Annotated in this window: 21 protein-coding genes; 10 read left to right on the top strand and 11 right to left on the bottom strand. The window is 42.6% G+C overall.

All coding sequences use genetic code 11. From position 1 onward, the window contains the following. The 3 genes from K1X56_11410 to K1X56_11400 all read right to left on the bottom strand — a co-directional run. The coding region (locus K1X56_11410) for a TetR/AcrR family transcriptional regulator (protein MBX7095326.1) at nt 1-305 on the bottom strand (305 nt) is incomplete at its 3' end. 15 nt (nt 306-320) lie between these two features. After that, entirely contained in the window at nt 321-953 is a 633-nt protein-coding gene (gene can, locus K1X56_11405; protein MBX7095325.1) for a carbonate dehydratase, read from the bottom strand. Then, the gene (locus K1X56_11400) at nt 950-2,494 is read right to left on the bottom strand and encodes a SulP family inorganic anion transporter (GenBank protein ID MBX7095324.1); all 1,545 of its coding nucleotides are present in this window, start codon (nt 2,492-2,494) and stop codon (nt 950-952) included. Before K1X56_11400 ends, can begins: the two co-directional genes overlap by 4 nt. A gap of 126 nt (nt 2,495-2,620) precedes the next feature. Here K1X56_11400 and K1X56_11395 point away from each other — a divergent pair, with 126 nt between their 5' ends. The 3 genes from K1X56_11395 (at nt 2,621) to K1X56_11385 (ending at nt 4,759) form a co-directional block, all read left to right on the top strand. Further along, nucleotides 2,621-3,598 carry a DUF3078 domain-containing protein gene (locus K1X56_11395; protein ID MBX7095323.1) on the top strand — a complete coding sequence of 326 codons (978 nt, stop codon included), beginning with the start codon at nt 2,621-2,623 and terminating at the stop codon, nt 3,596-3,598. Nucleotides 3,599-3,603: 5 nt separating this feature from the next. After that, complete coding sequence (locus K1X56_11390) at nt 3,604-4,293, top strand: SCO family protein (GenBank protein ID MBX7095322.1); 690 nt, start codon at nt 3,604-3,606, stop codon at nt 4,291-4,293. A gap of 193 nt (nt 4,294-4,486) precedes the next feature. Then, a complete protein-coding gene (locus tag K1X56_11385) occupies nt 4,487-4,759 on the top strand; it encodes a hypothetical protein (GenBank protein ID MBX7095321.1) in 273 nt (90 codons plus the stop codon). 144 nt (nt 4,760-4,903) lie between these two features. On the opposite strand, the gene K1X56_11380 is transcribed toward K1X56_11385, so the two are convergent. Together K1X56_11380 and K1X56_11375 are read right to left on the bottom strand one after the other, a co-directional pair. After that, nucleotides 4,904-6,361 carry a SpoIIE family protein phosphatase gene (locus K1X56_11380; GenBank protein MBX7095320.1) on the bottom strand — a complete coding sequence of 486 codons (1,458 nt, stop codon included), beginning with the start codon at nt 6,359-6,361 and terminating at the stop codon, nt 4,904-4,906. A gap of 12 nt (nt 6,362-6,373) precedes the next feature. Next, nucleotides 6,374-9,226, bottom strand: coding sequence for a prolyl oligopeptidase family serine peptidase (locus K1X56_11375; protein MBX7095319.1), 2,853 nt, complete (start codon nt 9,224-9,226; stop codon nt 6,374-6,376). Nucleotides 9,227-9,321: 95 nt separating this feature from the next. Here K1X56_11375 and lnt point away from each other — a divergent pair, with 95 nt between their 5' ends. Continuing rightward, nucleotides 9,322-10,950, top strand: a complete 1,629-nt coding sequence (gene lnt / locus K1X56_11370; protein MBX7095318.1) for an apolipoprotein N-acyltransferase — start codon at nt 9,322-9,324, stop codon at nt 10,948-10,950. Nucleotide 10,951: 1 nt separating this feature from the next. Here the strand turns inward: lnt and K1X56_11365 are convergent, their stop codons facing one another. Further along, nucleotides 10,952-11,962: a zinc dependent phospholipase C family protein gene (locus tag K1X56_11365; protein MBX7095317.1), complete on the bottom strand. Its 1,011-nt coding sequence runs from the start codon at nt 11,960-11,962 to the stop codon at nt 10,952-10,954. A gap of 149 nt (nt 11,963-12,111) precedes the next feature. Between K1X56_11365 and K1X56_11360 the strand changes: the two genes are divergently transcribed. Then, complete coding sequence (locus tag K1X56_11360) at nt 12,112-13,974, top strand: U32 family peptidase (protein ID MBX7095316.1); 1,863 nt, start codon at nt 12,112-12,114, stop codon at nt 13,972-13,974. 35 nt (nt 13,975-14,009) lie between these two features. Here K1X56_11360 and K1X56_11355 read toward each other — a convergent pair whose 3' ends face one another. From K1X56_11355 to K1X56_11340, 4 genes are all read right to left on the bottom strand, one after another. Then, nucleotides 14,010-14,729 (bottom strand): 2-phosphosulfolactate phosphatase, encoded by a 720-nt coding sequence (locus K1X56_11355; GenBank protein MBX7095315.1) that lies wholly within the window; start codon nt 14,727-14,729, stop codon nt 14,010-14,012. 5 nt (nt 14,730-14,734) lie between these two features. After that, nucleotides 14,735-15,817 (bottom strand): glycine cleavage system aminomethyltransferase GcvT, encoded by a 1,083-nt coding sequence (gene gcvT / locus K1X56_11350; GenBank protein ID MBX7095314.1) that lies wholly within the window; start codon nt 15,815-15,817, stop codon nt 14,735-14,737. Nucleotides 15,818-15,908: 91 nt separating this feature from the next. Further along, complete coding sequence (locus K1X56_11345; protein ID MBX7095313.1) at nt 15,909-17,000, bottom strand: glycosyltransferase family 4 protein; 1,092 nt, start codon at nt 16,998-17,000, stop codon at nt 15,909-15,911. A gap of 92 nt (nt 17,001-17,092) precedes the next feature. Then, entirely contained in the window at nt 17,093-17,290 is a 198-nt protein-coding gene (locus K1X56_11340) for a cold shock domain-containing protein (GenBank protein ID MBX7095312.1), read from the bottom strand. Nucleotides 17,291-17,378: 88 nt separating this feature from the next. On the opposite strand from K1X56_11340, the gene K1X56_11335 reads away from it, so the two are divergent. Genes K1X56_11335 through K1X56_11315 form a run of 5 tightly spaced genes read left to right on the top strand, consistent with a single transcriptional unit; the run spans nt 17,379 to nt 21,602 of the window. Then, nucleotides 17,379-18,254 carry a hypothetical protein gene (locus K1X56_11335; GenBank protein MBX7095311.1) on the top strand — a complete coding sequence of 292 codons (876 nt, stop codon included), beginning with the start codon at nt 17,379-17,381 and terminating at the stop codon, nt 18,252-18,254. 47 nt (nt 18,255-18,301) lie between these two features. Beyond that, nucleotides 18,302-19,777 carry a phytoene desaturase gene (gene crtI, locus K1X56_11330; GenBank protein MBX7095310.1) on the top strand — a complete coding sequence of 492 codons (1,476 nt, stop codon included), beginning with the start codon at nt 18,302-18,304 and terminating at the stop codon, nt 19,775-19,777. Further along, nucleotides 19,774-20,415: a carotenoid biosynthesis protein gene (locus tag K1X56_11325; protein MBX7095309.1), complete on the top strand. Its 642-nt coding sequence runs from the start codon at nt 19,774-19,776 to the stop codon at nt 20,413-20,415. The genes crtI and K1X56_11325 overlap by 4 nt, the downstream gene beginning before the upstream one ends. Nucleotides 20,416-20,421: 6 nt before the next feature. Then, a complete protein-coding gene (locus tag K1X56_11320) occupies nt 20,422-20,901 on the top strand; it encodes a sterol desaturase family protein (protein ID MBX7095308.1) in 480 nt (159 codons plus the stop codon). Then, nucleotides 20,898-21,602: a lycopene cyclase domain-containing protein gene (locus K1X56_11315; GenBank protein MBX7095307.1), complete on the top strand. Its 705-nt coding sequence runs from the start codon at nt 20,898-20,900 to the stop codon at nt 21,600-21,602. The genes K1X56_11320 and K1X56_11315 overlap by 4 nt, the downstream gene beginning before the upstream one ends. Nucleotides 21,603-22,329: 727 nt before the next feature. On the opposite strand, the gene K1X56_11310 is transcribed toward K1X56_11315, so the two are convergent. Next, the coding region (locus K1X56_11310) for a tail fiber domain-containing protein (GenBank protein MBX7095306.1) at nt 22,330-24,618 on the bottom strand (2,289 nt) is incomplete at its 5' end.

The raw sequence follows: 24,618 nt of genomic DNA, 5'->3' as shown, positions 1-24,618 counted from the left end.
GCAACTTCGAGTCGTTCCTGACGGTTGCTTTTCCCTTCGATGTAGTGAATGATGCGGTGATTCAGCCAGGTCCAGTACCAGGAAATCAAATACAGCAACAATTGATGTTTATTTTCAAAATAGCGGTAAACCGATGCTTCGGTCGATCCTATTTTTTCTGCCAGTTTCTTAAAGGTGAACTGTTCAATTCCCATTTCTTCAATCATCAGAATGGAATGGCCGACAATATTGCGACCAAGCTCCGTTTCTTCCGGATTTTTCAGATAGTGCGAATCGCTGAGTTTAATGGTAGGGCGTAACAACATGGTACGCAAAAATAATCATTCTACCTCGTATTGGTAAATCGGATCTATTTTTGCGTTCGGTTCTATTACCGTAAGTTCCTTAATGATCCCGTCGTTCAACGAATAGATCCAGCCATGTAGCATGGGACGCTGGTGTTTTTTCCAGGCTTTTTGTACAATGGAGGTTTCGGTAAGGTTGTTAACCTGTTCAATCACATTCAGTTCGCAGAGTCGGTTAAGCCGGACCGATTCATCGCTGATGGAGTCGAGTTCGATGCGGTTGAAGCGATACACATCTTTGATGTTGCGTAACCATTTGTTGATTAAACCGAAATTTTGTTGCGTCATAGCTGCTTTTACACCACCACAGCCGTAATGTCCGCAAACGATAATATGCTCCACTTTTAATACATCTACGGCATATTGCAATACGCTCAGCAAGTTGAGATCGGTATGCACTACCAGATTGGCAATATTGCGGTGCACAAACATTTCGCCAGGTTCGGTATTGGTGATTTCATTGGCCGGAACGCGACTATCGGAACAGCCGATCCACAAAAATTCGGGCGTTTGATCGGAAGAGAGCCGGAGAAAGAAATCCGGGTCCTGTTCAGTTTTATGTTCGGCCCAGGCTTTGTTTTCGAGAAGTAAACGCTCGTATGGGGTCATAGTGATTTGATATTTTTAATTTTTATCTGAATGTTTTTCTGAGGCGCCAAATGCATTAACTCACGCAATTCTTCCAGCACATCTTCATCGATAAATCCCGCATGGGTGCCGTCGATAATTACATCTGCTCCATCGGGAATAAGTTGAATGTATTGGCGGATGAGTGGTTTGTTTAAGAAGGAAACGTCTTTGTTTAATCGGATTAAATAATTATTTCCATTGGCGGTTAAACTAATTGCTGAACGAAAATTATTGCGCAAAATAAAAAGTATTCCCACACATATTCCGATGCAGATGCCAATTAATAAATCCGTAAACAAAATCGCAAAGAGGGTGATGATAAAGGGAAGGAATTGCGACCATCCTTTTGCCATCTGCGAGCGAAACAATTCGATTTTCGTGAGTTTATAACCTACCAGTAACAAGATGGCTGCGAGCGATGATTTAGGAATCAGATTTAAAATTCCGGGAATGGAAATCACACAAATCAGCAATAAAAATCCGTGAATGATGGTGCTTAATTTTGTTTTTCCTCCCGCAGCAATATTTGCGGAACTGCGCACAATCACAGCAGTGATGGGTAATCCGCCGCTTAATCCGGAAATGCTGTTTCCAATTCCCTGCGCAATTAATTCGCGATTGGGAGGAGTGCTTCTGCGGTAAGGATCCAAGCGATCGCCGGCTTCTACGCTTAACAGGGATTCGATGGATGCAATGATGGCTATGGTAAATGCAGTGATCCAAATTTCTGCATTGCTGAAAATGGTGGAAAAATCAGGTTGCTGCAACTGATTCATAAATCCGCTTAATCCATGTATGGGAGGAAGGTTCACCACGTGATCGCCTTTTAATTCCCATTGGGGAATAGACCTCGAAAAAAATTGATTGAACGCAATTCCACTCATCACCACGAGCAGTGGTGCAGGTAAAATTTTAGTCAGCATTTTTTGCTTCATGCCTTTCGATTCCCACAACACGATCAGCGCAATGGAAAAGAGACAAATAATGACCGCACCGGGTGATGGATACACAAAGGAATAATACAATTCGCTGAAGGTATTGTGACCATCATTCTGAATGAAACTTTCATCGCCCTCGAAGTCCTTGTCGTACCCCAAAGCATGCGGAATTTGTTTCATGATGAGAATGATTCCAATAGCGGCGAGCATTCCTTTGATCACCGAAGTGGGAATGTAAGAACCGAATAAACCGGCACGCGCAATGCCCATTAAAATTTGAAATACTCCGGCCAGAAATACCGCTGCAAGAAAAAATTCAAATGAACCAAGCGAAGAAATGGAAGATAATACAATGGTAGTTAAGCCCGCGGCGGGACCACTTACACTTAAGGGAGAACCACTGATGAATCCCACTACAATTCCTCCAATAATTCCTCCCATTATACCACTCATCGCCGGAGCACCCGATGCAAGTGCAATTCCAAGACATAGAGGTAACGCAACCAGGAATACCACGATTCCGGCCGGGAGGTCGCTTCCCCAGGATGTCAGGGACAAACGACCACTATTTTTTTTCGCCATACTTACTATTTAATAGTAATACTATCAAAGATATACAAATTTCCGGCAGCGACTTCCGGGTCAGGATTGATTTTTATTCTGTGATTATTAATCAGGGTTTTACATCTTTGCAAAAAAATTGAATTCATGAAAAATTTCCTACTTGCCCTTTGTTCATTGGTTCTCATTCAACACGGATTTGCCCAAGAAGATGAATTGAAAAAGAATGCCGAAAAAGTAAAACCTACTTCTGCCGATACCACACAAGGATGGAAAACAGGCGGAATGGGATCTTTGACTTTCGCACAGGTTTCATTAACCAACTGGGCGGCTGGTGGACAAAACTCCATTGCCTTTAACAGTGCGCTCAACTTGTTTGCGAATTATAAAAAAGGACATATTTCCTGGGATAATAACCTCGATATGGGATTCGGATTGGTTCGTCAGGGATTAGATGATTTACGCAAGAGCGATGACCGTATCGATTTTTCGAGCAAGTTTGGACGACAAGCTTTTCAATCGCAAAAATGGTATTATGCCATGATGTTAAACTTCAGAACTCAATTTGCGCCCGGTTATAATTATCCGAACGATTCGGTTCAGATTTCTAAATTTCTTGCTCCCGGTTATACCACATTAGCGATCGGACTCGATTATAAACCGATAAAAAACATGACCATTTTCTTAGCGCCGCTTACAAGTAAAGTCACCATCGTGAATGATCAGATACTTGCAGATGCAGGTGCATTTGGGGTTAACGCTGCAGAATATGATACTGCAGGTGTAAAAACCAAAGATGGTAGTAAAATACGTTATGAGCTGGGAGGTTATTTAAAATTCAATTATAAAACGGATATTGGAAAAAGCGCCACTTATATTACCCGTTTGGATTTGTTTTCGAATTACATTCATAACCCGCAAAACATCGATGTGATGTGGGAAAACAACCTGGTAATTAAAGTTGGAAAATACATTGGTGTTACCTTCTCCACATTGATGATTTATGATGATGATGTGGAAGTAGCGGTGGACAGAAATTCGGATGGCGTGAATGACGGTATTGGTCCGCGTCTACAGTTCCGTCAGATTTTCGGAGTTGGTTTCTCCTATAAATTCGCAAAATAATCGGCATGAAAAAAAACTGGCTTGTTCCCGTAATTGCATTTTTTGCAGTATTGATTGCAGGAATTATTGTGGCCTGGAGGATGAATGCATCCAACATGGAAAAAAAAGATGTACTGCCGGTTTTTAATCCTTCTCAGGTAAACGATTCATTGGTGGATGCCTCTCTGCAAAATGTGGGAACGGGACATCGCGTGGGTGATTTTCATTTAACCGATCAGCGCGGAAGAACCATTTCTCAGAAGAACCTCGAAGGAAAAATTTATGTTGCCGATTTCTTTTTTACCACCTGCGGAAGTATTTGTCCGAAAATGTCATCGCAATTGCAACGCGTGCAGGAAAAGTACAAGGACAATAAACAAGTGATGATTCTTTCGCACACTGTTTTACCGGAAACCGATACAGTAGAAGCAATGATGGCCTATGCCGAAAACTATGGTGCAAATCACGATCAGTGGCTCTTTCTTACCGGGGAGAAAAAAGAGATTTACGACATGGCGCGTAAAAATTATTTTGTTGTAAAAGAAGCCGCACCGGGTGAAGGTGATGAAGAGAGTGATTTTATCCATACCGAAAATTTTGTTTTAGTGGATTCTCAAAAACGAATCAGAGGCTATTATGATGGCACCTCTGCGAAAGACGTTGATCGCCTTTTATACGATATGGATAAACTCCTTCGGGAAGAAGCCGGCGAATAATCGGTTTAGCCTATTTTCCGTTAATGGATTTGTTTGAACCGTTTACCCTGTTGCATTTCAATCTAAGGTCTTGTAAACAAACCGGTTTGCGCGATTTCAACAGGTGTTAACAAGTCAATGTGGATATTTGGAGGGCTTGCTTTCGGAACAAAAGGCCCGCTCGCACGTATTTTTGTCCAAACAACATCACACCGTGAGTCAGAATACTGAGATAAATAATAAAGTCGGACAATTACCTGTCAGCATCAATGATCTGAGGGATAAAGAATTTTCAGGAGTTCGGCTGAGTCTGGAAGAAAAAGCAGCTTTGCAGAATTTCGACACTTATCGTATTCAGTATTTAAATTCATCTTCCAGCGAAGAAGAGTTTTCGAAGCGTTATCTCGAAATGCAGGCCAAGGCTAATCTGGCTTCATTCAATGAATTTTTAAAAGCTCCTTACACGGGAACTTTATCAGGAAATTAATTTTTCCGGAATACGAATTCGGAAAATTAAGCGTTAATACGAAAAGGTTATGGTGAATTTTATAATCCATATCATTGAAAAATTTTCTGATCGTGTAAATACGCGCTGGGCCTGGTTTTTTACCAATGGAATGAAATCCCCGCGTTAAGATTTCAGATTTTTTTCTGATTTAAACCGTATCCCCACGATACAGATGTCGTCGACCTGCTCCAGATCGCCCATCCATTTTTCAATTTCATTTTTCAATTTTAGTTTTTGTTCTTCCATGGGAAGGAGGTGAATGGATTCCAGAAATTCCTGCATGCGGGTGTATTTATATTTCTTTCCGCCGCTTTTTCGTTTTATAGCATTATCTCCGCCAAACTGATCAGCATATCCATCCGAGAATAAATAAATCAAATCATCATCTTCCAACTGAAACGCTTGTGTGCTGAAGGGATGTGATTTTTCGAAATAACCTACGGGTTGTTTGTCGGCATTTAATTTTATCCATTCGCGGGAAGCAGAACGGAAAATCCAGATGGGATTGTTGGCTCCGGAATAATTTAATTTTCCGCTCTCCATATTTATTCTGGCCAGCGAAATATCCATGCCGTCTTTTCTTCCCGATCCGCGATCGCTTTTTAATGTGCGCGTAACCAGGTGACGAACCTCGTCCAGTATTTTTCCTGTCTCCAGTTCATTGTTGGTCACAGCCACTTCATTCAGCGCATTGCAGCAAATGATACTCATAATGGCGCCGGGAACACCATGTCCGGTACAATCTGCAACAGCAATAAATTGTTCGCGACTACTTTCCTGCCGTGCAGCGGCGTGACGGTAAAACCAATAAAAATCACCACTCACGATGTCCTTCGGCATAAACAGTATAAAACCATCCGGAAAAAAATTCTGAAAAATTTCTACCGGAGGTAAATACACATCCTGAATTTTTTTCGCGTAGTTGATGCTATCGGTTATCTCTTTGTTTTTTTCACTGATCAGCTCATTCGAAAAACGAAGATGTTCTTTTTGTTCTTCTATATGTTGACTATAATCTTCATTGGTACTTTTAAAATAGTACACTACAAAAAATACAATTACCAATGCCATTCCGCTGAATATGGGATAAACGCCGCGAACCAGATGGGCAGGAATGTCTACCAGCGGTTCAATATACATCCTGAGCGTTTGCACAAAAATCATGGTGGCAAGCACAAGAATCATAAACAGAATGCCTTTCCATTTTTCTTTTAGCAGCAAAATTCCAAGCGTGGATCCGGGAATAAATAACAACTCATTTCCTGATCCGTGCGGAACAATAATGGAAGCCGGTACGATGAGCAAAAATACGGCGCTCATAAAATACCATTTGGCGCCTTCGAATTTTTGATAGTAATTAAAAATCAATACGCCTGAAATTGCCAGCATTTCACCAATAATTATTCCCATGAGCACAAATCCATTCAGAATAATTTCCAGCGGAATGTAAATGAGAATTAAGCTGATTAATACCAGCGTCATTCTATTTAGAATCAGTGTTTCTCTGTGCTTAAAAATAATTTCCTCTTCACTCAGGTGATGAAGTCCGGTATGCGATAATTTATGCCAGAGTTTTTTCATGGATCACCGATCCTATTTGTTCTGCTCCAATTCGTAGCCTGTACGTTTTCCTTTATCCACTGCAGGAATTCCTTCGCTCATCCACACAGGTAGGGGAGCATCCAGCAGATAGTGATCGAAAAACTGACGCATGCGAATGCTGAGGTCTTTTTGATTGGCACGACGCGTAAGGTTGTGATCGTCGTCGTTATAATTCAGCATCCATACCGGTTTATTCAATCGGCGAAGGGCAGAAAAATATTCAATACCCTGATACCAGGGAACAGCACCGTCTTTATCATTATGCATGATGAGTAAAGGTGTGTTTACTTTATCGGCATGGAATAAAGGTGAATTTTTTATGTATCGTTCACGGTCTTCCCACAATGTGTAGCCCAAGCGGCTCTGACCTTTTTCATACTGAAAAGCGCGACTCCATCCCGATCCCCAGCGAATTCCGCCATAGGCACTCGTCATGTTACTCACCGGTGCACCGGCCATTGCTGCTCTGTATTTGTTGGTTTGCGTTACGAGATAAGCGGTTTGATATCCACCCCAGCTTTGTCCCTGTAATCCCATGCGTTCGGTGTTGATGTATTTATTTTTTGCAACATGATCTGTTCCGCTTACAATGCAATCATAAGCATCTTCGCCCGGAGTTCCTTCATTGTATAAAATATCCGGAATAAATACGATGTATCCATTGCTGGCATATTCTGTGGGGTTAATGATGGAGGCAGAGGGACGAGGCGCATAATAATTGTGAATATCGTCGGCATATTTTTCGTAGAAGTAAACCAGCATCGGATATTTTTTGGTGCTGTCGAAATCTTCCGGATAATATATCAATCCATCCAGTTCTCTTCCTTTCGGCGATTTCCAATGCGTCATTTTTACCGTTCCCCAATTGTATTCCTTTTGTTGCGGATTGGCATCTGAGATTTTTTCTGCATTGTTAAAACGGACATCGCTTATCCACACATCGGCATACTCCACAAAATTCATTCGCGCAAAAACTGTTTTATTGCTTTTTTTCGATTTAATGAGGTAGTTGTATTTGTGATCACTTTCTGCCATACGCACCGGAGCATTCGCTTTGTTGGATGCTTCGTACAGATAAAATCCTGCTCTGCGGTTTTCTTTATTGAAACTGCGCAGCACTAAAAATTCTTCGCGGATAAATTGCTCTTCATCGTCGAGTTTTTCATAGCGCAAAATGGTTTTGCTTTCTCTTCCGAAATTGCGGGTGAGACAAATAGGTTTGGAAGGATCTTTGGGATCAATTTTCCAGATGTCGTGTTCGCCGTAGAGATAAACATAGGCATCTTTCTCTGCCCAGCCCATGCAACCGATCACATCTTCTTCTGAGGGATTTCCATTGTCATCTTCAAAAAAGTCGTCGGTAATTTTTTCGGTCAGATTTATCGTTTTTCCGCTTGCAATTTCCAGTGCATACCATTGGTCTTCTTTTCTGCGGTAGTACAGTAAATAATTTCCGGAAGCAGATAAACTGCAGTAGAATTTTTGATCGCCAAGTAATAGTTTTCGCTCTCCGCTGTTCAGATCAATCAGGTAATAATCGGCAGGCACGGGGGAGTCCCAGGATTTCGATTTTTCATAGTTCACATCCGAAATTCCTAAAGCAATATCTCCATTCCCTTTGAGGATAGTTCTAATGCCGTCCATTTTTGCATCGGCAATCTGAACCATTTTGTTTTTATCGAGATGATACACTGCCAGGTAGTTTTTCTTTTTGTCGCGATCCAGCATTTTTAGTTGCTCAGGCATTAATCGCGTGTCGGTCCAGCTCCAGATATCGAGACGGTATTTTTCATCGTCGGTTAAGGTGTCTTTGATTTCTTTTTCGGGTTTTGGAGCGGTGCCGAAAAATAATTTTTTACCGTCGGCCGAAAACCAGAGACTGGAATTTTCGCTCACGCATTGTCCCTTAGGCATGGCCGTTGTGGCGGAGTCGACCATTTTACTGCACGAGCTGTTATTGCTGTTCCAGTACCATAAATCGTACACTTTATTTTTCGATGTATCGCTGCTGGCCAGATAGGCAATCTGGTTTCCGCTTTCATCGAAACTCAGACTTTTCATAAAGCCGTTCAGTGCATGAATTGATTTTAATTTTTCATCGGATGTAGAAAACACATAGAGATAGGCGGAATCGGCTTTATCAACATTTTTCTGCATGATAAATGCAATCTGATTTCCTTTTTTGGAGTAGGCGTATTCGGTAACGTAAGGGAAGGAATAATTGAAAAGCGGACCGCTTTCTTTTTTCTTTTTCTTTTTCGGATCTGCGGCAGGCTGGTGGTATTGTTTCAGGGAAACCAATTCGAGTTTGGTTCCGTCGGATTTAATCTCGGGTTCTTTCTTTTTTTTCTTTTTCTTTTTACCCACCGGTGCTGCTTCTTTCATTTTGGTGTGGTGAACAATGATCCAGGAATTTTCTTCTTTTCCTTCCTGCGATTTGATCATCGGAAAGCGCGCAATGATTTTATGTTCTTTTACATCGTAAACACCCAATGAATCTTTGGGCATATCATCTTCTTTCTTTTTGGCGAGCTTTGCTTTTCGCGTAAGTTCAAATTCCGGTTTAATGCGAAAAATAATATGCGTGCCCCCATCTACAAATTGAGCGGAATAACCGCGACGAATCGTATCGGTGCGTTTACTTTCTACTTCGTACACATATAAATTTCCATCGCCCGATTGGGGATTTACTTCGTAGGTAACTACCGATCCGTTATCGGAGATTTGTGCTTCGCGTATGGTTTTCCATTGATCGTAAACCGTGTGATCGATTTTTTTCTTTTGGGCATGGGCCGTAATTGCCAATAAGCTGGCCGATGCAAGTAACAGACTCTTCAGTTTCATGCCTCAAGATAATAAAAGGAGCATTTAAGGGAAAATAAAAATGCCGAAATGATGGGAATCCTGCTCTTTGTTTATTTTAGCCTAAAATTTCACTGATGCAAAGGCTTCCGCTTATTGTTTACGCTACACTTGGTGCATTGCTCCTGGCGCTGGCATGGCCTTTTATCGGTTCGCTCTGGCCCTTTATTTTTATTGCCTGGGTTCCTATGCTCCTGCTCGAAGATCATATTTACCGTAAGGCTTATCGTCCGCGTAAAGTTTTTTTTCTGGCCTATTGGCATTTTCTGCTTTTTAATCTTTTAACTACCTGGTGGATTTATTTTGCTTCGGGTGGAGGAATGGTGATGGCAGTAATGGTGAATGCTTTGTTAATGACTTTCCCCTTTTTCTTTTTTCATCTTACCAAACGTCGACTCGGAATCCGTGAGGGTTTGCTTTCTTTTTTTGTTTACTGGCTTGCGTTCGAATACCTGCATTACTATTGGGAATTATCCTGGCCCTGGTTGTCGATGGGCAATGTGTTTTCCCTTCAGCCCTACCTGGTGCAGTGGTATGAATACAGTGGAGTAAGTGGCGGATCGCTGTGGGTGTTGTTGGTGAACATGATTGTTTTTGTCATCGTACGCGATGCCTTTTGGTTGAGTAAACGTCCGCTGAAACAACAGCAGTTTCGTTTGTTTTCGCTCACGGTGGTGATTGCCATTCCGGTTTTGATTTCATTGAAAATGTATTTTTCCTATACCGAAACCGAAAATCCGGTGCAGGTGGTTATTGCGCAACCGAATATTGATCCGTATCGTGACAAATTCGGAGGAAAAACCATGAATGAACAATTGGATATTTTTTTCGCATTGGCAGATCAGTACGTGAATGAGAAAACGGATTATTTAGTGGGACCCGAAACGCAGTTGTCGTATTCGGTAATGGAAAATAAAATTGAAAGCAATCCGGCCATTGTTCGCATGCGGGAATATGTTGCCGAATTTCCGCGACTGAAAATTGTAAGCGGAATGTCGAGTCACCGTTTTTATTTCGAAGGAGAATCCTTATCACCCACCGCCAAACCTACCGGCGAGCCTGGGGTTTATTACGATCATTACAACGCCTCTTTTCAGGTATTGAAAGATGAGCCATTGCAGATTTATCATAAAATGAAATTGGTACTTGGTGTAGAAAAAGTTCCATTTACCCAATGGTTTCCCTTTTTAGAAAAGTGGGCTTTGCAAATGGGCGGCAGCAGTGGTTCTATGGGCTCAGAAAAAGAACCAATGGTTTTTCATTCCGATGTAGATCCTCGTCACGTAGTAGTTCCTGCCATTTGTTACGAATCCATTTATGGTGAGCATATCGCTTCCTTTGTTGCAAAAGGCGCCGATCTGATTTTTATTATCACCAACGATGGCTGGTGGGAGAATACTCCGGGCTACCTGCAGCACATGTCGTATGCGCGATTGCGGGCCATCGAGAACCGGCGTAGTATTGCGCGTTGTGCCAATACGGGAATTTCGTGTTTTATTAATCAACGAGGCGATGTACTGCAACAAACTTCCTGGTGGGAACCTGCCGTTATAAGTGCAAGCATCAATGCCAATACAGAGCAAACCTGGTTCACCCGAATGGGTGATGTGTATGGCCGCAGCTCGATGTTTGTAGCGATGATGCTTTTATTGCTGACTATTGCACGTTGGCTGCAAGGAAAAAATGCAATGAAAAAAGAAGTGTGATTTAGTGATCGCAACTCCTGCCCTTAATCGTTCCCTTCTGAAATTCCTGATCTTCTTTGTTCAGTTCTTCCTGCGCTTCTTTTGAGAGACTTCTGTTTTTATAGCGAATCAAATCCGGTTTTCCCGCGTTGATCCATGCCGTGTACCAAAAACTGCCAACGGCAATGATGGTTTTTCGCATGCGACGTTCCACCATGCCGGATAATTTATCGCTATACGCTTTTGTGAATTCCTGCGAATACACTTTGATGGTGGTGTTGCCACGCGTTTCGTAACTGTATTTTTTATCTTCCGGCCAGCTTTTGGTAAGTTCTTTTTCGAAAAGGAGCACGCTATCGAGAGCGGCGTGACTTTCCCTTACGGCGGTCCATGCAAAATCCAGGGGTTCTTCCACGTACGTTGCTTTGCCAATGAAATAATCGTATTCTTCCGCAAATAATTCAGGAATGCGCGACTCCCAAAATCCGTGAATACCTTTTTGTCCGGTAAGTTGACCGTTATAATTTTCGGTGGTATGCAAAGGCACGTGTGCATCGCCGACGTAGTGACCTAATTCTGCCGATAATTTTAAAATCTGATCGAAGTTTTCATCTTTAAACGCTTTGGTCAACCGAAATATCATCACCTCGATGTGCCAGGGAACGATGCCATATTCCTGAATGGTGTCTTCCGTATATTTTTTAATGGCGTCCTTCCATTTTCTGGGAACCGTTTCGAATACATCTTCATTGGGAATTTTGTAATGATCGATGTCGATAAAATGACGTTGCGCTTCACCATCTACCGCATACCTGCGTTTATCGGGATCTACGGCATGTTCGGTGATGAACTCGATATTGTCTTTGTAAAAACCGATCATTTCCGGAGGAAGTGTAAATACCGCCATCCGGTTAATGCGTTTGTGCGCATAAAATCCCCATACCGCAGCCGGCGATTCTGCCAATGAAAATGCCATGATGAAAACCATCAGTAATGGCAGCAGAAAAAACATCACCCGGTGATATGTACGCATAGGTTAAAGATACGAAAAGCAAGGCAAAAAAAGTGGCGACTCCCGTGTAAATTGAGGTCCACATGAAGTTTGGATAAAGCCCTCATTTACCTGCCAAAAGCGCTTTTTCGGGTTCAATTCCCTTTTTGTAGCTTTGCAGTACCATTCCCATGAAGACGAAAGTAGAAATTCTGGCTCCTGCCAAAAATCTGGTGCAGGGTATTGCTGCCATAAATGCGGGTGCCGATGCAGTGTACATTGGCGCTCCACAATACGGTGCACGTTCCAATGCCACCAATTCCATTGAAGACATTGCCGAAATGGTGCGTTATGCGCATTTATTCAAAGCACAGGTGTTTGTTGTAGTCAATACCATTCTCTACGATGAAGAACTGGATCATTGCCGCGATTTAATCTGGGAACTATACGATATTGGAGTGGATGCACTCATCATTCAGGATATGGCTATTCTGGAAATGGATTTACCACCCATTCCTTTACATGCCAGCACGCAAGCCAATAACCGCGATCCGCAGCATGTAAAATTTCTGGCGGATGCCGGCATACAACGAGTGGTGCTTGCACGTGAATTAAATCTTGATCAGATTCGTGAAATCCGGGAAGCAACACCGGTGGAACTGGAGTTTTTTGTGACCGGTGCACTGTGTGTTTCTTTCAGCGGGAATTGCTACATGAGTATTGCAGGAGGAGAACGCAGCGCCAACCGCGGTTCCTGTGCACAGAATTGTCGCTTACCCTATCAGTTGGTGGATGGAAACGGAACCACATTGATACAAAGCAGTCACTTACTTTCCATCAAAGATCTTGATCTGAGCGATCAGTTGCCACAACTCATAGAAGCAGGTGTTACTTCGTTTAAAATTGAGGGTCGGTTAAAGGATATGGTGTATGTAAAAAACAACACTTCTTACCTGCGCAAAAAACTCGATGAGTTCCTTGCTACACATCCCAATTATACCAAAGCATCATCGGGAAAAACGTTTTACGATTTCGATCCGGAACTCGGAAGAAGTTTTAATCGCGGTTATACCGATTATTTTCTTAATCAACGCAAAGAAAAAATCGGATCGTGGGAGAGTCCGAAGTCCAAAGGACAATACATCGGAAAAGTACTTGGCAACAAGCTCAATGGTTACCTCATCGAAAATTTTGAGGAACTGAATAATGGGGATGGACTCTATTTTCTGAATGAAGCAGGAGAAGCCGACGGTGCACAGGTAAATATTATCATTAAGGATTTAGTGATTCCGAATCATTTTAAAGAACTGCCGGTGGGGACGGAAATCTACCGCAATTCGGATGCAGAATTTAACCGTTTGGTAGAGCGTGAAGACAGCGCCATTCGGAAAATTTCGGTGGACCTGCATTTTTCGGAAGATGAAAATGGATTTGTATTACTGGCCGTTGATGAGGATGGTCACCAATGCAAAAAACATTTCGAACTAAAAAAAGAAAAAGCACGCAATACGGAATCGCCTGTTCCTGCTATACAAAAAAATCTGTCCAAAACCGGAGCTACGCCGTTTATGGCCGGAAAAGTGGAAGTGGTTCTTTCGGAAAACTGGTTTTTACCGAATAGTAAAGTGAATGAAATGCGACGGGAAGTTTTGGAAGAACTCATGGAAATCCGTGTGCGCGAATACCGGCGTTTCGAATTTCAGATTGAAAAAACAGAGCATCCTTATCCCGTAAAACAACTGGATTTTACCTATAATATTTCCAATACACTGGCACGAAAATTTTATGCGCGCCATGGGGTTTCCGAAATGGAGAAAGCATTCGAACTGCAATGGGATCCCGGAAAATCGCGGGTGATGACCACCAAGTATTGCGTTAAATACGAATTGGGAAAATGTCCGAAATTCCAGCGTGAAACCATGGGCGAAAAAGTGAAGGAACCCTTAACGCTTAAACACGGACTTAACGAATACAAGCTCAAGTTCAACTGCAAACCCTGCGAAATGGAAATCTGGGAAAAAGATGCAGAGCTTGAATTTGAAGAGGAGGACTGAGTAGTCAGATTAATTTCTGATTCAGAAAAAATAAATCACCATTTTAAACGCACCAGCGCGCCATTCTCCAATACAGGAATTTCACGGGTGAGGTCAGATTGCAGACAATACTTAATATCATCTTTTAATCCGAGTCGTGCCAGGCGCTCTTTGTGAGAGGCGTTGTGTAAAAACTTATGCGGATCTTCTTTGGCTTGCTGATAGAGGTATTTTAAAGCTAAAGCAGCATCCTGTAATTTTACATGTTCTACTTTACTTAATTCTTCCGTTACCGCACCGGCAAACAGGGCATCTTCGAGGTTGAATTTATTTTTCCATCCCGAGCATAACAACAATACATTGCGCTCCTGCGATTTTAAATAATCGCAAACGGCACTGATGTTGGTAAAGGCACCGATTATTACTTTATGCGCGTCTTTGGCTGCGTTAATGGCTTGTGTTCCGTTGGTGGTGGTGAGAACGATGGTTTGACCCTTTACATGATCGCCCATGTAGCTGTAGGGTGAATTTCCGAAGGGAAATCCTTCTACGGGAACTGCTTCTCTTTCTGCGGCGGCGATATAGCCTCTCGATTGATAATCGCGTGCTTCTTCTACGGTGGCAACGGGAATGATTTTCTCTACTCCGTTTTCGAATGCGGTGCAAATGGCCGATGTGGCACGGAGAATATCTATGATCACCACAATGTTTTCATCATCGCGGTAAACCGGATAGAGATAGGGAGAAAAACAGGCGTCGACCGTGATTTTACTCATGCGGATTATTTTTTCAGGAAAGGAATTTTAACCACTTTCGCCTTCAGTGCTTTGTCGCGCACTTTTACGAAAATTTCAGAATCCGCTTTCGAAAATTCAGTTTTCACATAACCCATTCCAATTCCTTTTTGCAAGGTAGGAGCCTGCGTTCCGGAAGTCACTTTACCAATTACATTTCCTGCTGCATCTACAATTTCGTAATCGTGACGGGGAATTCCACGGTCGATCATTTCGAATCCAACCAGTTTGCGGCTCACGCCTTTTTCTTTGTGTTCGGCTATCGCTTTGCTATTGGTAAATTCTTTGGTGAATTTCGTAATCCATCCCAATCCCGCTTCAATGGGAGAAGTGGTATCGTCGATATCGTTTCCGTATAAGCAGAATCCCATCTCCAAACGCAAGGTATCGCGCGCGCCGAGTCCGATCGGTTTAATGCCGAATTCTTTTCCTGCTTCCATAATTCCATCCCACATTTTTTCGGCAACTTCATTCGGAAAATACAATTCAAATCCACCCGCACCGGTATATCCGGTATTCGAAATCACTACATTTTCTACGCCGTTAAATGTTCCAACACGAAATGCGTAGTATGGAATTTCAGAAAGATTTACAGCGGTAAGTTTTTGTAAAGTGGCCAAGGCTTTGGGACCCTGAATCGCCAGCAGTGAAGTTGCATCGCTGATGTTTTCCATTTGCACGCCTTTGGTGTTGTGCTTGCTGATCCAGTTCCAGTCTTTTTCAATATTCGATGCATTTACCACCAACATGTAATGCTGATCGGCAACTTTATACACCAGTAAATCATCCACAATTCCGCCTTTGTCATTCGGTAAACAGGAATATTGTGCTTTACCGTCCGTTAACACCGATGCATCATTGGAGGTGACACGCTGAATGAGATCCAGTGCATCCGGACCCTTCAAAATGAATTCACCCATGTGCGAAACATCAAACATACCCACTGCTTCACGAACCGTAGCGTGTTCATCGTTCAGTCCCGAATACGAAACCGGCATATTGTAACCGGCAAAGGGAACCATTTTAGCGCCAAGGCTGATGTGTTTTTGCGAGAGCGCAGTGTTTTTCATTTCGGTGGTAACTTCCATGTGAATATCGATTTTTACAAAAGTAAATTTTTTAGCGACTGCACAAAGCGAAGCTGCGCGAAATGAAAATTATTTACGGTTTCGGTCGGAAAAGTTGAAGATAATGCGCACGCTGTGATGCAACAGAGAATTTTTCTACCACCGTTTTTCGGCCTTCTTCACCCATTTTTTTTCGCAATTCTTCATTCTCAATCAGTTCACAAAGTGATGCAAACCATTCTTCCGGACCGGCAGCCAAACATCCGTTTTCGCCATGGCGGATGATTTCGCGGTTTACACCAACGGGCGACATCACCGCGGGAATGCCGAGCGACATGTACACCAATCCTTTTAATCCACATTTGCCTTTCGACCATTCATCGTCGGGCAAGGGCATAATGCCAATATCGATTTTGCGCAATTCCTCCACTTCGGTGGCGGCCGACCACGCCTCGCCCTGCAGATTCAAGGTCTTGTTGTAATAGGCGCTGTTGCCAATGAGTTTAAAGGATAAGCGGTCGCCATATTTTTCTTTTAAACGAAGCAAAACAGGAACAGCAGTGTCGAAATGTTTGGTAGTTGTTAAACTTCCACTCCAGCCGATGGTAATACTATCCTGTTTTTTTTCTGCAGGAGTAAAACTATCGGTATCTACCGTGGTGGGAATAATTTTTACAGCGGAATTAAATTGCAAGGCATAATCGGCCAGGTATTGATTACCGGCAATCACTACATCTGCCAGACGAATGATGGAAGAAGTTTTGGCCGGAAATTTTAAAAAACCAAACCAACGGTTGGAACGGGAAACATCCAATCGCCAAATGGCATCATCGAAATCGTAATAAAGGGGAACGCCTGTTTTCTTTAAGCGCTTTTCAATAAAGGCGGGACCAACAAACAACGATTCGCGGATAATTAACACCGCATCGAATTGTTTTGCCCGGCGTACATCCGCTTTTCGTTTTTGTAAAGAGCGCCAAACAATGCCTAATTTTTTGAAAAAGTGTCCCGGCGAATAGAAAATGCGGTCTTCTTTTTCATTGAGCAAATACGAAAATTCGAGCTGTACACCCTGTTGCGCTAAATAATCCGCATACTGCTCAATGCGAAAACGCTGATTGGGTGCTCTGCCGGGATAATGCATGCACAACACCAAAACGGACATTGAAGGTTGGGTGGGAGTCAAAAAGCAAAAATTTCAGCTGCAAAAATCAGAAAAAAAACGAATGCAGCTCAGTCTGCTTTAGCGGAAAGAGGAGAAATGGACAAAAACTCAAATCAGGCCTGAATTTTTTTCACCTTAATGGCAATGGGGCCTTTCGGGTGGTCTTCCATTTCAAATTCTACGCGGTCGCCCTCATTAATCGGGTCAATAACGCCGCTTTGTCGTACATAAATCTCCGCTCCGGTGTCATCCACCCGGATGAAACCAAACTTATTCTTGCGGTTATAAAATTTAACTGTTCCTGTAGGCATAATGTGATAAAGATCAGTTGTAAGGGAAAGATAAGCTTTTTTTTAAAACAAGTCAATGGTTAACTTTGTTCCCCCAAAGCCATTTTTTATGAAAAGCCCGTTTTTGCTTGTAATTTCTTTGTTTATACTGACGAACATCAGTCCGCTGAACGCTCAAAATTCCTCTCCATGGGACGGATCTCAGTTCCGGAAGGGACAATTTTTCATTTCCTGGGGCTATAACCGTGCGCAATATTCGCCTTCGGATATTCATTTGTGGGGACCCGGCTACGATTTTACGCTCTACGATGTATTATCGAGCGACCGTCCCGAAAACTTTGCTACGCGTACTTACCTCAATCCTGCGCATTTAGCTATACCGCAGTATAATTTTAAAATGGGTTATTACCTCACCGAAAAAATTTCGGTTTCCATTCTCGACGATCACATGAAATACGTTATGCGCAACTGGCAGGCGGTGCGTATGACGGGGAACATCGATACCACCGCATCTGAAATTTATGCCGGACATTATCAGGATAGCATCATGGTGCTGAGCAGACAGTTCCTCTACTTCGAACATACCAATGGATTAAATCTGGTGGGTGTAGAAATTGATTTTCTCGATTCACTCTGGGCATCACGCAAACATAAAATCCGCCTCAACATGGAAATGGGACTGGGAGCAGGTTTACTTGTGCCACGGAGTGATGTAGCTGTTTTCGATAAGCAGGGAGCGAATATCTTTCACGTGGCGGGTTTCGGGTTAAGCGGACATCTCGGATTGCGTTTCGACCTCGGAAAACACTTCTTTTTCCGTTTCAGCATGAAAGCAGGATACATCGGATTACCGGATATTTATACGTATGCCGATCGTTCGCATGGAGCTTCGCAACATTTCATGTTTATTCAGGAGTATGGTCAACTCGGTTATTGCTTTCGCATCAAGGGGATTCCACGCAGCGCTTCGGGCAAAAACAAATAAATGCAAACAAAAGAAGGCTTGCATTGTTGAAGCCTAAACCCGTTGAATTGAAAAAAGCAATTATTATAGGCTCCGGAATTGCCGGATTATCGGCTTCCATTCGTTTGGCAAAAGCGGGTTATGCGGTAGAAATTTTTGAACGTTCATCCGTAGCTGGTGGTAAGCTTGGCGAAAAACAACTGGGATCGTACCGCTTCGATACGGGCCCCTCTTTATTTACCATGCCACATTATGTGGAAGAGCTTTTTGACTTGTGCGGGGTGCCCATGCAGGACTATTTTTCCTATGAAAAAGTGAACGAGAGTTGTCGCTATTTCTGGGACGACGGCAAAGAAATTTCTGCAGATGCGGATCGCGTTTCATTTGCGGCTGCTTGTGAAAAAGAGTTTGGTGTACCATCAACACACATCTTAAAGTACCTGGATCAGTCGCAACAATCCTTCGAACTAACGCGATCTGTTTTTTTGGAACAATCGCTTCACCGGGTGAAAAACTATTTCAGAAAATCCGTTCTCCGCGGAGTGCTGCATCTGCCGCAATTGCATTTGTTCAGCAGTATGCACCGGGTGAATGAAAAAAAAATAAAAGAACCACATCTGGTGCAATTGTTCGATCGTTTTGCCACCTACAACGGAAGCGATCCCTATCGGGCACCGGGGGTGTTGACGATGATTCCCCATTTGGAGCATAATGTGGGGACATTTTTTCCGAAGGGCGGCATGATTTCCATTCCGCGTGCATTGGTGCAATTAGCTATTCGTTGCGGTGTAAAATTTCATTTGGATACGGAGGTGGATCGTATTCGTGTAGAAAAGGGAATTGCTCGTGGAGTTGAATCGGGTGCTACTTTTTTTCCAGCCGATGTGGTGATTAGTAATATGGATGTGATACCCACCTATCGCCGTTTGTTGGCTCAGGAACCAGCTCCGGAAAAAACACTGGCGCAGGAACGATCGAGTTCAGCATTGATTTTTTATTGGGGAATTGGTCGCGAATTTCCGCAACTCGGATTGCATAATATTTTTTTCGCCAACGATTACCGGCGCGAATTCGAATTGTTGTTTCAGGAAAAAAGCGTTAGCGAAGATCCTACGGTTTATGTCCACATCTCTTCGAAATACAATCCGCACGATGCCCCTGCAGGAAAAGAGGCCTGGTTTGTATTGGTAAATGTTCCCGGTAATAAAGGGCAGAATTGGGATGAACTTATTCCCGTGATCCGGAAAAATTGTTTAAAAAAATTATCTGCACGATTGGGTGTCGACATTGCATCGCTGATTGAGGAAGAAGATGTACTTGATCCGAGAAGTATAGAATCGCGCACCTCTTCCTTTCAGGGATCGCTGTATGGAGCCGCATCCAACAACCGCAACGCCGCATTTTTACGTCACCCCAATTTTTCGCGTCGCATTCCGAATCTTTATTTTTGCGGAGGCAGTGTTCACCCCGGTGGCGGAATTCCACTCTGTTTACTCTCGGGAAAAATCACGGCCGATTTAATTCATCAAGATCATTTGCAATGAAACTATCCTGGCAAGCCTACCGATTACCCATTTCCATCTTTATGCTGCTGCTGTTTTATGCCGTAGGATTTTGGGGCTTCAGCGGAACAGATCCGATGAAATTTGCGCGCTTAACCTGGCTTCATTTATTGGTGACCTGTTTTTTTGTTTTTTTTCCGGTTAAAAACATCACCCGTGGTGAATGGATGGCCATGGCAGGCATCGCTGTTTTGGGTTATGTGGTAGAAGTGGTGGGTGTACTTACCGCAGCCTTGTTTGGCGATTATCACTACGGTGCCAATTTAGGATACAAAATGTATGATGTCCCCCTGGTGATCAGCATCAACTGGCTGGTGATGGTGTATGTGAGTTACAGCGCTGCAGCATTGTTTTTTTCGCATCCACTGCTCATAGCACTGCTGGGAGCGGGGATCATGACGGGAATGGATTTTTTCATTGAGCCGGTGGCGGTAAAACTCGATTACTGGCAATGGAAAGACGGAATAATTCCATTACAAAATTACATCGCATGGTTTAGTTTCGGATTTGTTTTTCACTTGGTGATGGCCAAGACCTTTCGTCCGCAGAACAATCCCGCAGCCTGGTTGTTGTTAATCATGCAACTGATCTTTTTTATTTATCTTAACCGAATACTCTGATTGCTCATGCTGTATGTGTTGTATGTTGTGCTGACCTTTTTCGCTATGGAATTCATGGCCTGGTTCATGCATAAATACATCATGCATGGATGGATGTGGTATTTTCATGCCGACCATCACCAACCGGTGCCCAAGCTGTTTGGATTTTTTGAACGCAACGATGTTTTCTTTCTCATTTTTGCTATTCCCTCCTGGTTATGCATCATGTTGGGAATGATGTATGGAAATTACGGCGCTGTATCCATTGGTGCAGGAATAGCGGTATATGGATTCGCTTATTTTCTGGTGCACGAAGTATTTATTCATCGTCGTTTAAAATGGTTTCGCAATTCCGATAATGTTTATCTGCGGGCCATTCGTAAAGCGCATAAAGTGCATCATAAACATTTGGGGAAAGAAGACGGAGAATGTTTCGGTATGCTGGTTGTTCCATTGAAATACTTCCGCGAAGCACGCGCCAGCATGAATCAAAAAAACCAAGCGTGAAATTTTTATACCTGAGCATCGATTTACTCTCGCTGGCAGGACCACTGCTTTTAAGTTTCGACCGGCGCGTTGCCTTTTTTCGCAAGTGGAAAGCACTTTTTCCGGCCATCGGAATCATGCTGCTGATTTTTATTCCCTGGGACATGCTAAAAACGGCTTATGGGGTGTGGGGATTTAATCCCGATTACCTCTGCGGAATTTATATTGGCAATCTTCCGCTGGAAGAGTGTTTGTTTTTTATCTGCATTCCTTATGCCTGTATTTTCATTTACGAATGCCTCAATGCCTATGTTGTAACCGACATTCTGAAAAAAATACATCGTCCGCTACTTTATTTCCTTGCCGCTTTTTTATTGCTTGTTGCCGCATTCAATTACGGTTTGTGGTATCCGGCTTTTACGTTTCCCTATACGGCCGTTCTATTACTAACGCTTATGCTGCGTTTTAAATCGCCTTATCTCTCTCGCTTTTTGCTAGCCTATATGGTAAGCCTCATTCCATTTTTACTGGTCAACGGCATTCTAACCGGATCCTTAATAGAAGAGCCTGTTGTATGGTATAATCCGAATGAAATTCTCAATCTGCGCATTGGTACCATTCCGGTAGAAGATACCATGTATAGTTTGGGTATGCTGCTTAGTGTGGTTACCTGGTATGAGTATTTTAAGTGTAAAATGGGGATGTGTGGGGTTAACCACTAAGGCACAAGTACACGAAGTTGCACGAAGAATTTTTTGAGGAGAACACGGAGGGTGGAAAGGGGAAATAGGTAGTGGGTAGTAAGGTAGAAGGGGGAGAGTGTTGTAGGCAGAAAGGTTGAAGGGAAAATGGGTAGTGGGAAGAGGGTAGTAAGGAAAAATAGGTAGTGGGTAGTGGGTAGTAAGGTAGAAGGGGAAATGGGAAGAGGGTAGAAGGAAAATTAGGTAGTAGGGAGAGGGTAAGTAGGAAAAAAAAGAGGGATGAAATGGTTATACACACCGTGCGTCATTCAGAGCGGAGCGTGGAATCGGATTGTTGCAGCGTTGGGTTTGAACCACTAAGACACAAGTACACTGAGTTGCACGAAGAAAATTAATAGAAGAACACTAAGGGGTGGTAACATTTAGAGATAGAGGATACTGAGTTGCATTCAGTTTTAGTTAGGATTAAAATTTAAATTGCGTTTGTTGGCATATAGAATATGTGTTTGAGGAATACCACTGAGGCACTGAGTACACACCGCGCGTCATTCAGAGCGGAGCGTGGAATCGGAGGATTGCAGGGCAGGGGTGAACCACTAAGGCACAAGTACACGAAGTTGCACGAAGTGTTTTTTAAATCAGCACGAATTAAGTATATGGATGATTGTGAATGATTCGTTGTAGGATGGCAATTGTAGAAGAAAAAAACCGGGACATGTTTCCATATCCCGGTGTAGTTGAAATTTGATTATTGTTGTTTAATCATTTTTTTGGTTGCGATTATTTTTCCGTCAACAACCAGTGTGTAATTGTAAATACCATTGCTTAGATCATTGGCAAATACATTAATTTGTCCTCTTCCTGCAATGGGGTTTAAATTGGTGGAGTTAATCAATTTGCCGTCTTGATTATAAAACAAAATTTGTGCTTTGTTTACATTTTCAGGAAACAGGTAGGAAATAGTAGTTTGTTCTGCAAAAGGATTAGGTACATTTTGATCCAGTACAATCGATTGTTCATCGCGTAATTCAATGGTGCGAATGTTTGGAGAAGGATTGTTGTTTTGACCTTGCTCCATCGAACGGTTTTTGCAACATTCAGCAATCATATCATAAAGAGAATTGATTTGTTCCTGTAAATGTTTATTGATGGAATCTTGTTCAGTAATAATTCCTGAAAGGCTATCAATAGTTGCTTGTTGTTCCTGGATCCCTTCAGTTAAAATTCCGATAAGAGAATTGTAATTTACCGATTTAATTGTTGTTGCAGGATATATTATATTTCCTGCTGAATCAATTTCTTCGGGGAATGAGGTAGTTTTTACTAATTCAGGTAAAATCTGTTCTACTTCTTGAGCAATAAAACCATAATTTTTTCTATTAGAAAATCTAAAACCGTATGGATTGAGAGTGTCAAAATAAAAACTAACTGGTCTCAATTGCCCAATAATATCACTGCAATTTTCTAAGTTTTGAACATTTTGTTTTACCAGAGAATCCGAGAATAAATTCCAACCTGCAATGGATAATCCTTCCCCGTTACAATGAATATCCCCATCAGTCCGAATTGCTGCGCCGGTTCCTAGAGTGTTTCTAAAACTCGCTGTAATGTTAGGTTGAATCAAATTGGTCTCAATTCTTAATCCTTCCGTTACTGTAGGGTAATATTGGGGATTAGAATATCTTAAATACAATCTTGCTGGTGCCAAATTACCACAAGATACCTCCCCCATCATTATGTTTTTGCCGTTTTTAAAAAATATAGAGTTGTTAGCCATATCAATCTGATAATCTCCGGTAAGTGAAGTTGGATTTAGGCTATTGCAATAGTTTCCAAAATTTGAAGCGCCATTTACATAAATAACATTGCCATTTGCATCTACAGCTAAAACACCCTGACCAGGATTTGCAATTGGTGTAGTGGCAGTAGTTAAATCCTCAAAGCGTAAACCGGAGGTTCCTCCTGCATTGGTCGTGGGGTTTGCAGCCGGAGAGTTAATGTGTAATGTGTTTTGCGGTAGTAGACCCAATAAATCGAAACTACCGATACCCATTCTTCCTTCATTTCCGTTGGAATACATTCTGGCAATCTCCAGTCCATTCGGAGTGGAAGAAACGGTACCTCCTACAGGGTTTTGGGTGAAAATGAAACGAAGCAGGTCTGGTCCGCCTGGACTGGCAGGATCATCCCCCCAGTTGATAACAGCATCTGTAACTCCATTTTGACCATCTTTTAATCCAACGTACATGTTATCGGTGTTGGTGGTAATTAGCGTTCCGATATCCATCCAGTTTCGCCATCCGTTTAATGGAAGCACAGCAGTGTTGTACCCCATGTGCAAAAGACTTAAGGGACGTGTTAATGGATTTGAGGGATCATGACTGATAGCAATTCTGGTAAAATTCGTATTCACAGCCCCGGGATTGTAAACAGCGTAGGCTGCACCATTTGGAGAAGTTTGAGTAATGGTTCCAGCAGATTGAATTCTTAAACGTTCCTGGGTAGAGTTATTACCTTGAAATTGATCGGTGGATGCGCCAGTTGAAAAAAGCAGTGGTTTGCTTTCTTGTTGGTAAATCATAGCAATTTGTTCCGCTCCAGCAGAAGGCATATTGATATTTGCAAACAGTGGATTATTATAAAGTGGAATTGTTCCTGTAATTCCAATTCTTAATCCATCTGAAGCTACACCACCAGTAGTCTCGTTTCCAATTTGCATCCAGGATGCCCAATCATTAAAATTGCTGATGTGAAAAAGCGATTGAGGTTGTCCCATAGCACCGGGAGCAGGTACCTGCGTGTTGTTGAAACGCGGACCGACCCCGATATTTCCATAGCCGGTCAATCTCATAATTTCTCTTCCGTTCACTTGGTTTCCATCGATTCCATTTGGAGAAGAACCATTGAGAGAAGTAAAATTAAAAATCAAATTATCCGGTCCCGCAGCCCCGGCTCCACCTACCGAATTATCGCTCCAGTTTACAATGAAATCTGAAACATCTAATGCATTAGCCCGGTATCCAATGTATGCCCGGTC

The sequence above is a fragment of the Flavobacteriales bacterium genome (assembly GCA_019694795.1).
Taxonomy (GTDB): Bacteria; Bacteroidota; Bacteroidia; order Flavobacteriales_D; family UBA2798; genus UBA2798.
The sequence above is the reverse complement of the archived record's forward strand: the minus strand, read 5'-3'. Positions and strand labels throughout refer to the sequence as shown.

Coding starts and splice junctions, on each gene's coding strand:
- can (MBX7095325.1), bottom strand. CDS start 953: ATGACCCCATACGAGCGTTTACTTCTCGAAAACAAAGCCTGGGCCGAA.
- K1X56_11400 (MBX7095324.1), bottom strand. CDS start 2,494: ATGGCGAAAAAAAATAGTGGTCGTTTGTCCCTGACATCCTGGGGAAGC.
- K1X56_11395 (MBX7095323.1), top strand. CDS start 2,621: ATGAAAAATTTCCTACTTGCCCTTTGTTCATTGGTTCTCATTCAACAC.
- K1X56_11390 (MBX7095322.1), top strand. CDS start 3,604: ATGAAAAAAAACTGGCTTGTTCCCGTAATTGCATTTTTTGCAGTATTG.
- K1X56_11380 (MBX7095320.1), bottom strand. CDS start 6,361: ATGAAAAAACTCTGGCATAAATTATCGCATACCGGACTTCATCACCTG.
- K1X56_11375 (MBX7095319.1), bottom strand. CDS start 9,226: ATGAAACTGAAGAGTCTGTTACTTGCATCGGCCAGCTTATTGGCAATT.
- lnt (MBX7095318.1), top strand. CDS start 9,322: ATGCAAAGGCTTCCGCTTATTGTTTACGCTACACTTGGTGCATTGCTC.
- K1X56_11365 (MBX7095317.1), bottom strand. CDS start 11,962: ATGCGTACATATCACCGGGTGATGTTTTTTCTGCTGCCATTACTGATG.
- K1X56_11360 (MBX7095316.1), top strand. CDS start 12,112: ATGAAGACGAAAGTAGAAATTCTGGCTCCTGCCAAAAATCTGGTGCAG.
- K1X56_11355 (MBX7095315.1), bottom strand. CDS start 14,729: ATGAGTAAAATCACGGTCGACGCCTGTTTTTCTCCCTATCTCTATCCG.
- gcvT (MBX7095314.1), bottom strand. CDS start 15,817: ATGAAAAACACTGCGCTCTCGCAAAAACACATCAGCCTTGGCGCTAAA.
- K1X56_11340 (MBX7095312.1), bottom strand. CDS start 17,290: ATGCCTACAGGAACAGTTAAATTTTATAACCGCAAGAATAAGTTTGGT.
- K1X56_11335 (MBX7095311.1), top strand. CDS start 17,379: ATGAAAAGCCCGTTTTTGCTTGTAATTTCTTTGTTTATACTGACGAAC.
- K1X56_11325 (MBX7095309.1), top strand. CDS start 19,774: ATGAAACTATCCTGGCAAGCCTACCGATTACCCATTTCCATCTTTATG.
- K1X56_11320 (MBX7095308.1), top strand. CDS start 20,422: ATGCTGTATGTGTTGTATGTTGTGCTGACCTTTTTCGCTATGGAATTC.